Source organism: Thalassospira profundimaris WP0211, from assembly GCF_000300275.1.
GTDB classification, from domain to species: Bacteria; Pseudomonadota; Alphaproteobacteria; order Rhodospirillales; family Thalassospiraceae; genus Thalassospira; species Thalassospira profundimaris.
This window is the reverse complement of record NZ_AMRN01000013.1, coordinates 64,617-79,453: the sequence shown is the minus strand read 5'-3', so window position 1 is coordinate 79,453 and position 14,837 is coordinate 64,617. Positions and strand designations below refer to the sequence as shown.

Annotated in this window: 13 protein-coding genes; 7 read left to right on the top strand and 6 right to left on the bottom strand. The window is 54.8% G+C overall.

Going from position 1 to position 14,837, the window contains the following annotated elements; genetic code table 11:
• Positions 1–273 precede the first annotated feature (273 nt).
• The 5 genes from TH2_RS19500 (at position 274) to TH2_RS19480 (ending at position 6,245) form a co-directional block, all read left to right on the top strand.
• Positions 274–1,464 (top strand): Ppx/GppA phosphatase family protein, encoded by a 1,191-nt coding sequence (locus tag TH2_RS19500; protein WP_232308479.1) that lies wholly within the window; start codon positions 274–276, stop codon positions 1,462–1,464.
• 60 nt (positions 1,465–1,524) lie between these two features.
• Complete coding sequence (locus TH2_RS19495) at positions 1,525–2,331, top strand: RlmE family RNA methyltransferase (RefSeq protein WP_008892170.1); 807 nt, start codon at positions 1,525–1,527, stop codon at positions 2,329–2,331.
• A gap of 188 nt (positions 2,332–2,519) precedes the next feature.
• A complete protein-coding gene (locus tag TH2_RS19490) occupies positions 2,520–3,044 on the top strand; it encodes a PAS domain-containing protein (RefSeq protein WP_040824713.1) in 525 nt (174 codons plus the stop codon).
• Positions 3,045–3,241: 197 nt separating this feature from the next.
• Entirely contained in the window at positions 3,242–4,708 is a 1,467-nt protein-coding gene (gene guaB / locus TH2_RS19485) for an IMP dehydrogenase (protein ID WP_008892168.1), read from the top strand.
• Between the two features lie 199 nt (positions 4,709–4,907).
• Entirely contained in the window at positions 4,908–6,245 is a 1,338-nt protein-coding gene (locus TH2_RS19480) for an RsmB/NOP family class I SAM-dependent RNA methyltransferase (RefSeq protein WP_008892167.1), read from the top strand.
• A gap of 131 nt (positions 6,246–6,376) precedes the next feature.
• Here the strand turns inward: TH2_RS19480 and TH2_RS19475 are convergent, their stop codons facing one another.
• A complete protein-coding gene (locus TH2_RS19475) occupies positions 6,377–6,670 on the bottom strand; it encodes a hypothetical protein (RefSeq protein ID WP_008892166.1) in 294 nt (97 codons plus the stop codon).
• Between the two features lie 290 nt (positions 6,671–6,960).
• Here TH2_RS19475 and guaA point away from each other — a divergent pair, with 290 nt between their 5' ends.
• Positions 6,961–8,514, top strand: coding sequence for a glutamine-hydrolyzing GMP synthase (guaA, locus tag TH2_RS19470; protein WP_008892165.1), 1,554 nt, complete (start codon positions 6,961–6,963; stop codon positions 8,512–8,514).
• A gap of 86 nt (positions 8,515–8,600) precedes the next feature.
• Here the strand turns inward: guaA and TH2_RS20835 are convergent, their stop codons facing one another.
• From TH2_RS20835 to TH2_RS19455, 3 genes are all read right to left on the bottom strand, one after another.
• Positions 8,601–9,680, bottom strand: a complete 1,080-nt coding sequence (locus TH2_RS20835; protein ID WP_008892164.1) for an FRG domain-containing protein — start codon at positions 9,678–9,680, stop codon at positions 8,601–8,603.
• A gap of 220 nt (positions 9,681–9,900) precedes the next feature.
• Positions 9,901–10,659: an SDR family NAD(P)-dependent oxidoreductase gene (locus TH2_RS19460; protein WP_008892163.1), complete on the bottom strand. Its 759-nt coding sequence runs from the start codon at positions 10,657–10,659 to the stop codon at positions 9,901–9,903.
• 132 nt (positions 10,660–10,791) lie between these two features.
• Positions 10,792–11,208, bottom strand: coding sequence for an MAPEG family protein (locus TH2_RS19455; RefSeq protein ID WP_008892162.1), 417 nt, complete (start codon positions 11,206–11,208; stop codon positions 10,792–10,794).
• Between the two features lie 284 nt (positions 11,209–11,492).
• On the opposite strand from TH2_RS19455, the gene TH2_RS19450 reads away from it, so the two are divergent.
• Complete coding sequence (locus TH2_RS19450) at positions 11,493–13,946, top strand: GcvT family protein (RefSeq protein ID WP_008892161.1); 2,454 nt, start codon at positions 11,493–11,495, stop codon at positions 13,944–13,946.
• Between the two features lie 47 nt (positions 13,947–13,993).
• Here TH2_RS19450 and TH2_RS19445 read toward each other — a convergent pair whose 3' ends face one another.
• Together TH2_RS19445 and TH2_RS19440 are read right to left on the bottom strand one after the other, a co-directional pair.
• On the bottom strand, positions 13,994–14,200 hold the full coding sequence (locus tag TH2_RS19445; protein WP_008892160.1) for a helix-turn-helix domain-containing protein: 207 nt from the start codon (positions 14,198–14,200) through the stop codon (positions 13,994–13,996).
• Positions 14,200–14,754 (bottom strand): DUF2975 domain-containing protein, encoded by a 555-nt coding sequence (locus TH2_RS19440; protein WP_008892159.1) that lies wholly within the window; start codon positions 14,752–14,754, stop codon positions 14,200–14,202. Before TH2_RS19440 ends, TH2_RS19445 begins: the two co-directional genes overlap by 1 nt.
• Positions 14,755–14,837: the final 83 nt, after the last annotated feature.

Sequence of the window (14,837 nt, the reverse complement as noted above, 5' to 3'; positions counted from 1 at the left end):
CGTAGGTCTACCGTTAACCTATTCCCCAACAAAACTTGGTCCACCGTGCGCGACGTGTGGCGCGGTGTGGGCCGCTATGTATAAAACCCGCCCGGTTTTGGCAACCCCTTTTTTGTTTCCATCTGGTCAACCATGCGATTACCGCATACGGGATTTGCCTTGCCGGGGATTGTCGTTACACTCATATAGTTGATTCGCGAGATCGTCACATAAATATCATGATGATCCGCGATATAGAAATTATGCGCGTAACAGAAGGCAGGTTTTCGAACGGTGAAGCACCAATCCCCCCATAGCAACTCGCACAGGGGCAGCAGCCCGGCAGGCGGCGCTGCGATGGGCGGGCATGCCGTGCTTGATGGCCCCGATAAACCGGGCATGCCGCAACCGGGAACCGCCGTTCAAGTCCCCGACGGTGGCGCGAAATCATCGCGCATCGTCGATTGCATTACAGCCCCGCTTTATGCCGCGATTGATTTGGGCAGTTCAAACTGCCGACTTCTGGTCGCGCGGCCGTGCAATGATGGCTTCAAGGTGATTGATGCCTTTTCGCGTGTCGTGCGCCTTGGCGAAGGTGTGCGTGAAAAGGGTTATCTGTGTGAAGCGGCGATGGACCGGGCGATTGATGCGCTTCGGGTCTGTGCCAAAAAACTGCGCCGCCATCCGGGGGCAAAGCTTCGTGCCGTTGCAACCGAGGCCTGCCGCACTGCCAATAACCGTGATGAATTCGTTCGTCGCGTTTTCGATGAAACCGGTATCTCGCTTGATATCATCAATCCGGATGAGGAAAGCCGTCTGGCGCTTCAGGCCTGCTCGGCCCTTCTGGATGAACGGCCTTATGCGGTGGTGTTTGATATTGGCGGTGGCAGTACAGAGATCTGCTGGATCAAGGTCGACAAGACCGGCAAGACCCAGTGCATTGAGACCCTATCCATGCCATGCGGTGTTCTGTGCCTGACCGAACGTTATGCCACGGTCGAGGAACGCCGCGAACGGTTTGAAGCCATGCGCACCGAAATCCGTCAGCGTCTTGAAGAATTTGCCAAGCGCAATTGCTGCTCGGACATGCTTGATGATGACAAGGTCCAGATGGTTGGCACATCGGGGACCGTTACCACATTCTGCGGCATTGCCCTTGGTCTTGAACGTTATGAACGTCACAAGGTCGATGGGTCTGATCTGCGGTTTGATGATGCGGAACGTGTGACCGAGCTTTTGCTGCGCATGGGATCGGACAAACGCAAGGGCCATCCGTGCATTGGTAATCAGCGCGCCGAACTGATGGATGCCGGGGCGGCGATCTTTGCCGCGATTCGTGATATCTGGCCTTTGGCGACGCTTAAGGTCGCCGACCGTGGGCTTCGCGAAGGTATTCTGGTCGATTTGATGCGCGCAGATGGCCACGCTATTGACCCATGCGACGCACGCCGTCATACAGTGTCGCATATTCCGGCTTCCTCCTGATCGGTTGACATCCATGTCCCGGCAGGTCTGGCCAAAACAGAATTCAGTTCAGGATAAATCATGAGCGACAATCGCAGCGGAAAAGGCGGGCAGCGCCGCCGCAAGGGTTCGGCCATTGCAGCCATCGACACCGGCGCACGCCGTGGCCTGCGTACGCGTGTAAAAAGTGCCAAGGGGCGCAAGATTTCCTCGACCCGCTGGCTTGATCGCCAACTCAATGACCCGTATGTGCAAGAAGCCAAGCGTCTTGGCTATCGTTCGCGTGCGGCCTTCAAGCTGATTGAAATCAACAACCAGTTTGATCTGCTGCAACCGGGCATGCGCATCGTTGACCTTGGTGCGGCCCCTGGCGGCTGGACGCAGGTGGCGGTGGATATGGTCGGCTCCAAACATGGCAAGGGTCAGGTTGTCGGCCTTGATATCCTTGAATGGGAAGGCATTTCGGGTGCGACCTGTTTGCAGGCCGATTTCCTTGATCCCAAGGCGCCGGACATGATCAAGCACGAATTGCAGGGCGCGGTTGATGCCGTAATTTCGGACATGTCACCGGAAACCACCGGCCACCGTCAGACCGACCACATTCGTATTATTGATCTGGTCGAACATGCTTTGCTGTTTGCCGAGGAAGTTCTGGCACCGGGCGGTATTTTCATTGCCAAGGTGTTCAAGGGCGGTACCGAGAACGAGCTTCTTGACCGTGTCAAAAAGAACTTCCGCGTGACCAAACACGCCAAACCACCAGCATCCCGCCCCGAAAGTCCCGAGGCCTATCTGATCGCGACCGGTTTCCGCGGCCAGAACAACGCCGAGGACGACATCAAGAACGCCGAAATCCGCGAAGACGACAACTGGTCGCCGATCGAATAGGCATCAATAAATTATTCCAATATCCACAATGGGATAGACTGGAATAGTTATAATTCTTCAGGCATTGTTGCGTTACATCAAACCCTGATCGCGCCCAAGGCGTTAATGATCAAGGTGGCAAGAAGTTAATCTTGCATTCCGGGTGGAACGGGCCATGTGGGGTGGCCATTGCTTGTGGGGTTTATCTGATGAAACAGGACAATCTTAGCCTGACAGGGGTGGAACGTCATTTTGACGAGCATGAGATCATCGTCTCAAAGACCGATCTCAAGGGCAGGATTACATATGCCAATGACACGTTCCTGCGTGTTGCCGGATATCGTGAACGCGATATCCTTGGTCAGCCACACAGCATCATCCGCCATCCCGATATGCCAAGGTCGGTCTTTGCCTTGCTGTGGCAAACCATTGAGGCCGGGCGCGAGATTTTCGCCTATGTGATCAATCGCAGTGCCAATGGCGACCATTACTGGGTCTTGGCAAACGTTACGCCAAGCTTCGGTCCGGATGGCAAGATCATCGGATATCATTCCAACCGCCGCGTGCCGCGTCGTGATGCGGTCGAAAAGGTCATCCCGCTTTATAAGGCACTGTGTGAAGAAGAGGCCAAGGAAGCCAACCGCAAGGAAGGCATGGCACGCGGGATCAAGATGGTCACCGACCTGCTGAATGACGCGGGCATGGACTACGACCAGTTTGTCTTTAGCCTTTAGGCCCGCGTTTCCAAGGTTTGCATTTGCGGAAATGAAAAAGGGGCTCGCCTGACGGCAGCCCCATCGACCAGTTTCTAACGGAATGCGCAAAATAAAGCATCAATAAAATCACAGGGCTGTTATGGGCGCACAAAACTTGGCATTTGGGGCATAACGTGTATAAATTCCGCGCCAACTCAGATTAACGAGGTGGCCAGATGACCCGCATTGCCGAAGCCCTGACGTTTGACGACGTATTGATCAAACCCGCAGCATCAGAAGTGCTGCCTGCTCAGGTGCAGACCAACACCCGCATTACCAAGAATATTGAACTCAGAATACCGCTGCTTTCCTCGGCAATGGATACCGTTACCGAAAGTGCAATGGCGATTGTCATGGCACAGCATGGCGGCATGGGGGTCATTCACAAGAACCTCGATATCGCACAGCAGGCCGAAGAAGTTCGCCGCGTGAAAAAGTTCGAATCGGGTATGGTCGTCAACCCGATCACCATTCATCCTGATCAAACGCTTGCAGATGCGCTCGACCTGATGGATGCCAACCACATTTCCGGTATCCCGGTTGTCGAACGTGGTTCGAACAAGCTGGTCGGCATTCTGACCAACCGCGATGTTCGTTTTGCATCCAACCGTTCGCAGCCGGTTTCCGAACTGATGACTCACGAGGGTCTGGTCACGGTGACCGAGAATGTCGATACCACCGAAGCCAAGAAACTCCTTCACCAGCACCGCATCGAAAAGCTGCTTGTGGTGGATGAAGCCTATCGTTGCACCGGCCTGATCACGGTCAAGGACATCGAAAAAGCCAAACTTCACCCGAACGCTTGTAAAGATGAAAGCGGTCGCCTGCGCGTTGCCGCAGCGACCGGTGTCGGCGAGGCCGGCTTTGAACGCGCCGCAGCCCTTATTGAGGCTGGCGTCGACGTTCTGGTCATTGATACCGCACACGGCCATTCGGCCGGCGTGATCAAGGCGGTTGAGCAGATCAAGGCCCAGGTTGGCGATACCCAGATCATCGCTGGTAACGTTGCAACCGCAGACGCCGTCAAGGCGCTGGCAGAAGCCGGTGCAGATGCGGTCAAGGTCGGTATCGGCCCGGGCTCGATCTGTACGACACGTATCGTTGCCGGTGTTGGCGTGCCGCAGCTGACCGCTGTTTTGGAATGTGGCGAAATGGCCCACAAGCTTGGTGTGCCGATCATTGCCGATGGCGGTATCAAGTTCTCTGGCGATATCGCCAAGGCGATGGCAGCCGGTGCAAGCACTTGCATGGTCGGCTCGCTTCTGGCCGGTACCGACGAAGCCCCGGGTGAAGTCATCCTGTATCAGGGCCGTTCTTATAAATCCTACCGTGGTATGGGGTCGGTCGGTGCGATGGCACGCGGCTCGGCAGACCGTTATTTCCAGCAGGATGTTCAGGACAACCTCAAACTGGTTCCCGAAGGCATCGAAGGCCGCGTTCCTTACAAAGGCCCGGCTGGTCAGATCATCCATCAGCTGGTTGGCGGTCTTAAGGCATCCATGGGCTATACCGGTTCGGCAACGCTTGCGGATTTCCGCGAACGTGCAGAATTTGTTCGCATCACCAATGCTGGCCTGCGCGAAAGCCACGCGCACGACGTGACCATCACCCGCGAAGCACCGAACTATCGTCCGGGCGGCTGATGGACTTGCGCCTGCTGATTGGCTGACCAGCCTTGCGTTTGACGCTGTTGGCGAATGGTCTTTGCCATGATATGAGGCGCATTCAAATTTCGATGACGGCAGGCCTTCCTGCCGTCATCAGCTTTTTTATCGTAGAGTGATTGTTTGCTTCCCATATGCGAAGCAGTCTTTCACCCACAAACAGGTTGGATTTTACGCTTTGAAACCCGGTGCCCGCATAGCAGCCGTTATCGAACTTTACGATGGCTGGACCCATAACCGAGATGACGCTGACCGCGTTGTGTCAGGCTATTTCGGATCACGCCGGTATATCGGCGGCGGGGATCGTCGTGAAATCAGCGAACGTTTCTATAACCTGATCCGTCATCAGGCGCGTCTGGGGTGGTGGCTGGCGGAATGCGATTATCAGTTCCAGGACGGTCGTGCGCGCATGATCGCCGATCTGGTGTTGCATGACGGTTTAACAACCAGCGACATCGAAGATCGTTTCTGCGGCGAACAATTCTGCCCCGATATTTTGCGTCCCAATGAAAAGCATCTGATCAACAAGCTTTCGGGCAAAACACTTGATCATGATGCGCAGCCCGGTGCGGTAAAGGCCGAATTGCCGAAATGGCTTTATACCGAACTGATGAAGCTGCATCACGAAAACCTTGCAGCCGAAATGGCGGCGTATAACCAGCCAGCCAAACTTGATCTGCGCGTGAACCGCCTGCGCGGCACTGTCGAAGATGCGATCAAGTCGCTGAAGGCTGATGGTATCAAGGATATCGAACGCACGCCCTATGCCCCCAATGGTCTTCGTTTACCACTTGGTTTGAACATGCTGGTCACGGCCGCCTACAAAGACGGCCTGATCGAAATCCAGGATGAAGCATCGCAGATTTGCGTGCATCTGGTCGATGCCAAGCCGGGCATGACGATTTTGGATATGTGTGCGGGCGGTGGCGGCAAGACGCTTGGTCTTGCGGCGGACATGCGCGGCAAGGGCCGTATTCTTGCCTGTGATACCCATGGCGGTCGTCTGGACAATGCGCGCAAACGTGCACGTCGTGCCGGGGCAGGCGATTGCATCCAACAACGCATCATTGCCGACGAACGTGACAGCTGGCTTCGTAACAAGTCGGGCTTCTTTGATCGTGTATTGCTTGATGTGCCGTGCTCGGGCCTTGGGACGCTGCGTCGTAACCCGGCACTGCGCTGGCGCATTGGTCAGCGTGACCTGCGCGGTCTGATGGCTGAACAAAGCAAAATCCTTAAGGCCGGTGCCGCCAAGGTCACCAAGGGCGGGCGCCTGATTTATGCTACCTGCTCGATCATGCCCGAGGAAAACGAACGTCTGATCGAAACCTTCATGCGCGATCGCAAGGATTTTAAACCGGTGCCGGTTAACGAAATCTGGCCGGATGCGCCAAAATCAGTGCCTGTACCGGGCGGCAAGGACAAGCCGTGGCTGCGTTTGTCGCCGAATGTGCATGGCACGGATGGTTTCTTTGTAGCGGTGTTCGAACGCACCGCAAAAGGCAAGGTAAAGTAATGACACTGGCGGTAATGGCATATGGAACCCAGTCCCAGCCTCACACCGCCCTTGTTCTGCCTGCAAATCAAAAGGCCCTGCGAGTGATGCTCGCAGGGCCGATTTTGTTTAACCGTCAACGCGCTTATGCGTTACTCGGTGGTCTGTACCGGCTCGTCAAAGATGGTGCCGGTGCCAGTTGCACTACCGTCGCTTCCTTTGGATGCGTCGCCGTTCTCAAGGTTTTTCATGCCCGGAACGATTTCTTCGGCGCTATCAGGGATCAGGTCTTTGCCGTTTTGCGCCGGTGCGGTTTCTTCGGTGCCAATGATCGGCAGGCTGGTGCCACCGTCTTTCTGGGTCATGGCGATTGCGGTTGCCGTGCCGGCAATGAGGATAAGGCCCGCGACGGCCATGGCAATTTTGCTACCGGTGGAAGTGCTCATGATGATGTGTCCCTTGCGTTGATCAATCGTTTGATGCTCGTGCTTGGACGCGGTGTTTCCCGCGTTCCGTTAGCTCAGATACTGCGCGCCCATTGCGCGGAAAAAAGGGACCAATTGTGGGGTTTTCGGGGTGCTCTGCGCGCAAATCCGCCGCAATTGCACCGCGACACTCGTAACAACAAGACAAGTTTTTTGAATGCATCGTTGGGGGACCATCTGCGCCGGGTTGCCCATCACGATGGTTTGGCGTATGTACGGCGCAACCCAATCTTCGACGGAGTTACGGCCCGATGACTGATCGCGTGCTGATTATTGATTTCGGATCCCAGGTCACCCAGCTTATTGCACGTCGCGTGCGCGAAAGCGGTGTCTATAGCGAGATCCATCCTTTTAACAACATCTCGGACGCGTTCCTGGATGAATATGCCCCCAAGGCCGTGATCCTTTCGGGGGGCCCGGCGTCTGTCCATTGGGACAAGGCCCCTTCGGCACCGGCAAAGGTGTTTGAGCTCGGCGTGCCGGTTCTGGGCATTTGCTATGGTCAGCAAACCATGGTCAATCAGCTGGGCGGCAAGGTTGCGACCTCTGATCATCGTGAATTCGGTCGTGCCTTTGTCGATGTAATCGAAGATTGCGATCTTTTCAAAGGTGTCTGGGCCGAGGGTGCTCGCGAACAGGTCTGGATGAGCCACGGCGACCGCGTTGACGCGTTGCCCGATGGTTTCCGCGTTGTTGGTAAATCCGAAGGCGCACCGTTTGCCGCCATCGCCAATGACGACAAGAAATTCTATGCCGTGCAGTTCCACCCGGAAGTGGTCCACACCCCGCATGGTGCGCAGCTTCTCAAGAACTTCACCCATGGTGTTGCCGGATGTTCCGGCGACTGGACCATGAATGCCTATAAAGACGATGCGATCGACAAGATCCGCAAACAGGTCGGTGATGGCAAGGTCATCTGTGGTCTTTCGGGGGGTGTTGACAGTTCCGTCACAGCAGTTCTGATCCACGAAGCGATTGGCGATCAGCTGACCTGTGTGTTTGTGGATCATGGTTTCATGCGTTCGGGCGAGGCCGATCAGGTTGTCACCCTGTTCCGTGACCATTACAACATTCCGCTGGTGCATGTTGATGCATCCGACACCTTCATCGGTGCCATCGAAGGCGAAACCGACCCGGAAGTGAAACGCAAAACCATTGGCCGTCTGTTCATCGAAGTGTTCGAACAAGAAGCCAAGAAAATCGGTGGTGCAGACTTCCTGGCACAAGGCACGCTCTATCCCGACGTGATCGAAAGTGTGTCCTTCACTGGCGGTCCGTCGGTCACCATCAAGTCGCACCACAACGTTGGCGGCCTTCCGGAACGCATGAACATGAAGCTGGTCGAACCACTTCGTGAGCTGTTCAAGGACGAAGTCCGTGATCTGGGCCGTGAACTCGGCCTGCCTGACAGCTTTGTCGGCCGTCACCCGTTCCCTGGACCGGGCCTTGCCATCCGCATCCCGGGCCAGCCGATCACGCGTGAAAAGCTTGATGTGCTTCGCAAGGCAGACGCGATCTATCTCGAAGAAATCCGCAATGCCGGTCTTTATGACGCCATCTGGCAGGCATTCGCCGTTCTGTTGCCGGTTCGTACCGTTGGCGTTATGGGCGATGGTCGTACATACGATTACGCATGTGCCTTGCGCGCAGTGACCTCAACCGACGGCATGACCGCGGACTTCTTCCCGTTCCCGCCAGAATTGCTTGGCCGCATCGCCAACCGGATCATTAACGAAGTCAACGGTATCAACCGTGTGACCTACGACTTCACATCCAAACCACCGGGAACCATCGAGTGGGAATAAGTTTTCCGATACCGGAAACAACAAACGGCGCGTCCAAAGGGCGCGCCGTTTATCGTTTCGTGAACGAGTTATGTGCTGTTAGGACTCTAACCAATGATACGGTCCATTCTCTGTCTGCGCAGTGCTTCCTTTGCGGCTCCGTCCAAGTTCGGCATTAGTGTTGTCCAGTTCATTTGCAGTTGATCAAGCTTTTGCCGGATCAAACCCACTTCGTTACTTTTCAGAGTTAGTAACATGGGCTTGCCAGTAATGCGGTTTAAAAACTCCTCATGCAGTGCATCCCCATTGCTGTCGCAAAGATATTCGTCAAGATGCATGAACGATGAATTACTGCGAGAAACCGGAAAAGTGTGTCTGTCCGCTAAAACATCTTCGAGTGGAGGGATATGCAATGAAAAACAACCGTGTTGAGCTGAAATATTCGCATTTTGAAATTTTGAGACGTCGATCACGAAAAAGTATTTGAACGCACTCGTTACATCGAAAAGAACTTTGGGTATCATCCAAATACCGAAGTTTATTTCCCTTTTCATCTCTTCGACGCTATCGATAGCCTCTGTCGCCATGAAGAGGGCAACGTAAGGATTCTTTGTCCAGTCAAGAAGGCGGGTGGGGATGCCATAATGTTGAGCAAGAGCCAGTGTTCGCAACTGACCAGAAGACGGAAACGTTGTTGGTACAATCTTTGAGTTTAGATCCCTAAATACCCAGGATTCGGTGTCGTGTGATCCCTGTCGATGGTGTCTAAGTAACTCGAAAGCCTCTTCTTCAATAAACATACCTTGCGAGTTTACTGCTTCTAAAAAATTGCAATATTGATTGATTTCATATGTTTGATCCCCGCCGTGATAATGAGCATCAAAGTTGTTGTTCGAGCCATCTCTTCCGTTTGCACTTCTAAATACGCTTGGGAGTAATGGCCAACTTGCATCCCTGTGGCCGCGATAATAAAAAGTTCTTAGCTCCCCGTTAGCCGGCAGTTGATGTACTGAGCATTGGACATCCAGTATCTCAAGCAATGTTTTTGCATCTCGGCACCGATATTCCCAATGCGAGTTTTGGTCTATGGGGTCCACGCCAGCGAGCCGAAGTCCGTCCGGGTGAACAGGATAGGCGTGCCCTGCTTTCAATGCATGCTCAAGGCGACCGCGTTGCACTCTATCCATCGTTCCCTATCTCCGATGTCTAAACAGTTTAAGCTGACCGGTTTGTAGCTACGCCAATTAGTTGGTAGGCCCTTCCGACCCGCAGTCGCCTGAGGAGTTGCATGCATTTGACAATGCCTGTTGTACGCTGCGCTGCCAATTGAAGGTCAGGCAGGATGACAAGGCCAATATGGCGGCCAATGCGATGATCAGGCGAAGCGGGCGCATGGGATCATTGCCTTTACTCTCTGCGAAGGGCGGGTAGGCCAACGCCGGTTGTTTCGAACCCGCCGTCGGCGGCAACGATCTGGCCGGTGACAAAGCTTGCCTTGTCCGAGCACAGGAAGTGGATGACTTCGGCGATTTCATTTTCTGTGCCATAGCGGCCGAGCGGCATCGCGTCGAGATAGGCCGAGATGATTTCTGGTGAATGCACCGCCATGGCGAGCTTGGTTTTGACCGGGCCGGGGCAGACGCAATTGGCGCGAATGCCATATTCGCCCAGTTCTGCGGCCTGTTGTTTGGTCATGTGAATAACTGCCGCCTTTGATGTGCCATAGGCAACGCGCAGTGTTGATGCCCGAAGGCCCGATATCGAGCCGATATTGACAATCGCGCCTTTGGTTTCCTTGAGTGCTGGTATCGTCGCCTGGGAGACAAGGAAGACACCGTCAAGGTTGGTTTCCATGATCCGGCGCCAGGTGGCGAAGCTGGTTTCCTCGACCGGCAGGAAGTCGGCAACACCGGCATTGTTGACGACTGCATCTAACCGACCAAAGGCCGAAAGCACGGCATCGACCATCTGGTCAACCTGCGCGGGGTCTGAGACGTCATATTCAAAGGCCGAAGCGACATCCGAAACGGTTTTTGACGCAGCATGTAGTTCTGGTCCGTCGCGATCAATCATGGCGACTTTCCAGCCCTGATCGATAAACAGTTTGGTAGTGGCAAGTCCGATCCCGCGTGCGGCCCCGGTGACCAGTGCGACTTTCTGCTTCATGTAAAACGTCCTTTCCTGAAGCATTCCCTGTTGCCACTGCTTTGTGCACGGCATTATTGGCGTTCATTAAGGCAAAAGTCACAGCGCCCGGCAAGCGCGCGATCAATCAAGGATGTAAATGTTCGCTTCGACCTAGGCCAGAAACAGTTGGGACGCGTAAACCAGCATCGAAAACAGGCTGACGAAATAGGCGATGGATCGAACGCCATTGATCCCCGGAATGCGCGTGATGCCGGCAAGATAGAAGCCCGCATGCGCGATGCGTGCTGCAAGGAATATGGCAGCACAGGCAACGGTGACACTATTGGACACCCCGATTTCATGTGCGGTCAGCACGATAATCGCAAAGGGAACAAGGTTTTCCAGATGGTTCTGATGGGCGCGTGCCCCGCGTGCGGCCATTCCGGTGCGTTCTGGCAGGGACTCACGGTTGCCCATGAGGCGCTTGCCACCGACGCCGGGCTGCTTGGCGTAGGCATAGTTATAGGCCCATGGAAAAGCCAGGCAGAGAAACGCGTTGAGAACAAGAATGGTTAATTCGTAAGTCACTGGAAATCCTGATTTTGAGAACGATATCTGACTTACGTTGTCAACGCAGGCGATAGATCAGTCATGGCGGCTTTTTAAAGTCCTGCGCAATAAACGGTTTGTTGGTACCAGTTGGCCGTATTTTATAGAGCCAAGCCATCTTTTGGCCCCATCTCCCCTTGTCGCCGTCATGCTTGTTGTTTAGCGTCAGCACAACAATATGAGCATCCCGCGTTCGACCGCAGGCATGCCATCCGATCAGGAAACCGTCCGGTAGATCTTCAGTGCATTCCGTTTAAGGGGCTATGGCGTTGGCAAATATTCAGGACAAGGCCCGTGTGGTCATTATCGGCGGGGGCGTGATTGGCTGTTCGGTGGCCTATCATCTGACCAAATTGGGCTGGAAAGATGTTGTCTTGCTTGAACGCAAGGAACTGACGTCTGGCACGACCTGGCATGCGGCCGGCCTGATCGCCCAGTTGCGTGCAACCGCCAACATGACCCGCCTTGCCAAATATTCCCAGGAACTTTATGGGACGCTTGAAGATGAAACCGGGGTCGCCACAGGCTTCAAACGCGTTGGTGCCATCACCGTCGCGCTGACGGAGGATCGCAAGGAAGAATTGTTCCGCCAGGCCGCCATGGCAGGTGCCTTCGGGGTGGAGATTGAAGAAATCTCACCCACTGATGTCGGGGAACGCTACCCGCATGTCAATCTGGATGGCGTGACAGCCGGTGTGTATTTGCCCAAGGACGGGCAGGGTGATCCGGGCAATATCGCGCTGTCACTGGCGCGCGGTGCGACCAAACGTGGTGCGAAAATCCATAGCCGCACCAAAGTCACCGGCATGGCCAAACAGGGATCGCGCATCACAGCCGTTTCGTGGCAATCCGAGGATGGTGATCAGGGTGAAATTGCCTGCGATATGGTGGTCAACTGTGCGGGCATGTGGGCGCGCGATGTTGGCAAGATGGCCGGGGTGAATGTGCCGCTGCATGCGTGCGAGCATTATTACATCGTCACCGATAGCGTTCCGGATTTGGGTGATTTGCCGGTTCTGCGCGTGCCTGATGAGTGCGCCTATTACAAGGAAGATGCCGGTAAGATCCTTTTGGGGATGTTCGAGCCCAAGGCCAAGCCATGGGGTATGGACGGCATTCCCGACAGTTTCGAATTTGATGAACTGCCACCCGATTTCGAACATTTCGAGCCGATCCTTGAAATGGCAATCAACCGGTTGCCGCTTCTGGGGCAAACCGGCATTCATACGTTCTTTAATGGACCTGAAAGCTTTACGCCCGATGACGCCTATCACCTTGGTTTGGCACCGGGCATGGATAATGTTTGGGTCGCGGCCGGGTTCAATTCCATCGGCATTCAATCGGCCGGTGGGGCGGGGATGGCGTTGGCGCAATGGATGGAAGACGGCGAAAAGCCATTTGATCTTGGTGATGTCGATATTGCCCGCATGCAGCCATTTCAGGGCAACAAGACCTATCTGACGGAACGTGTTTCAGAAACGCTGGGTTTGCTGTATGCCGATCATTATCCGTTCCGGCAAAAGGCAACATCACGCGGCATTCGTCGCTCGCCCCTGCATGAACACCTTGCAAAGAACGGCGCAGTCTTTGGTGAGCTCGCAGGGTGGGAGCGTGCAAACTGGTTCGCTAATGACGGTCAGAAACCGGAATATGAATATAGCTGGAAACGCCCCAACTGGTTTGACAATGCCAAGGCAGAGCATTTGGCGATCCGAAACGGGGTTGGGCTTTATGATATGTCATCCTTTGGCAAAATCCGGGTCGAGGGGCCGGATGCGACCGCTTTCCTCAATCACATCTGCGGTGGGGAAATGGACGTGGCCGTGGGCAAGATCGTTTATACCCAGTTCCTGAATTCACGCGGCGGGATCGAGGCAGATGTGACCATCACCCGCCTGTCGGAACTGGCGTATCTTGTCGTCACACCTGCTGCAACGCGACTGGCCGATGAGACATGGATGCGTCGCCATGTTGACGATCATATGGTTGTCATCACTGATGTCACGGCGGGTGAGGCGGTTCTGGCCGTTATGGGGCCGAAGTCACGTGATCTGTTAGCTTCCGTATCACCCAACGATTTCTCAAACGCGGCCAATCCGTTTGGCACGGTACAGGAAATCGAAATCGGCATGGGGATCGCGCGTGCACATCGTGTTTCCTATGTCGGGGAATTGGGGTGGGAAATCTATGTCAGTTCCGACATGGCCGCCCATGTGTTTGAAACACTACTGGCGGCTGGCGAAGACCATGGCCTGAAATTGTGTGGCCTGCATATGATGGATGGGTGCCGGATCGAAAAGGGCTTTCGTCACTTTGGGCATGACATCACCTGCGAGGATCATGTGCTTGAAGCCGGGCTTGGCTTCGCGGTTAAAACCGAAAAGCCTGATTTCATTGGCCGTGATGCCGTGCTTGCCAAGGGTGAAACTGGTTTGACGCGTCGGATAGTGCAATTCCGCCTGAATGATCCGGAACCGCTTTTGTTCTACAACGAACCGATCCTGCGCGATGGCAAGATCGTCGGTCATCTGACATCGGGGGCCTATGGCCATCATGTCGGTACGGCGGTCGGGATGGGCTATATCGGATGCGCGGGCGAAACGACCGGCGACATTCTTGCATCAAGTTACAGCATTGATGTCGCCGGAACAGTGGTAAGTGCTGAAGCATCCTTGCGCCCGTTCTACGACCCGTCCGGGGATCGGACAAAGTCGTAAAAGCGGGCGCAGTTGCCCATGCTCGACTTGCGTGCATTGGTCGGGCACTAATCTGGTTGAAACTCCAAAAGATCACCGGGTTGGCAATCAAGCTCCTTGCAAATGGCCGACAGCGTTTCAAATCGCACACCGCGGACTTTGCCGGACTTCAAAAGCGAGAGGTTCTGTTCGCTAATCCCGATCCGTGCGGCGAGGTCCTTTGACTTCATCTTGCGGGTAGCCAGCATGACGTCCAGCCGAACAATAATGGCCATTAGACGAAGCTCCGATTTTCGTCATCAATGCGGGCGGCTTCGCCCAGTACCCAGGCAATGACAATGATCAGCCCGCCGAGAAACAGCGTGCTGGCCTCGGCATTACTCAGCCCGATTGACAGAACCCGTTCACCGGCCGGGCGGTGGAAAGTCGCAAGGACCGAGGTGGCAGCACCGGTTAGCGGTTTGATCAGGGTTTGCGCCAGAAGGGCAATGCCAAATACCTTGAGGTGCCTGATGGGTTCAGGCTGGAAAATGGCATTGCGTGCGAAGGCGCCAAACATCTTGCGCAAGCGATACAGGCCATAGGCCAAAACAAGTGACGGGATCATCATCACCGCCATGGTGACGTATTTCTGCCAACCCGAGAGAGCGTGCAGATCGGCAAGGCTGACGGTCATTTGACTGGTGCTGGCTTCAACCCAGCCCGGCGCGTACCACACCAGTGGCACGACCAGGATCTGAAAAATGATGGCAATCGCGCAGACCCAGTAAAGAAGGGTGCTGATGGCGCGCACATTCTTAAGCGTACCAGTGTGTTGGGTGGAGGACATCTGTGGGGCTCCTGAATAGGGGAATTCCGAGACAAGCTATAAAATTCATGTAAAACATGAATAATTTATCGAAATGAGTCAAT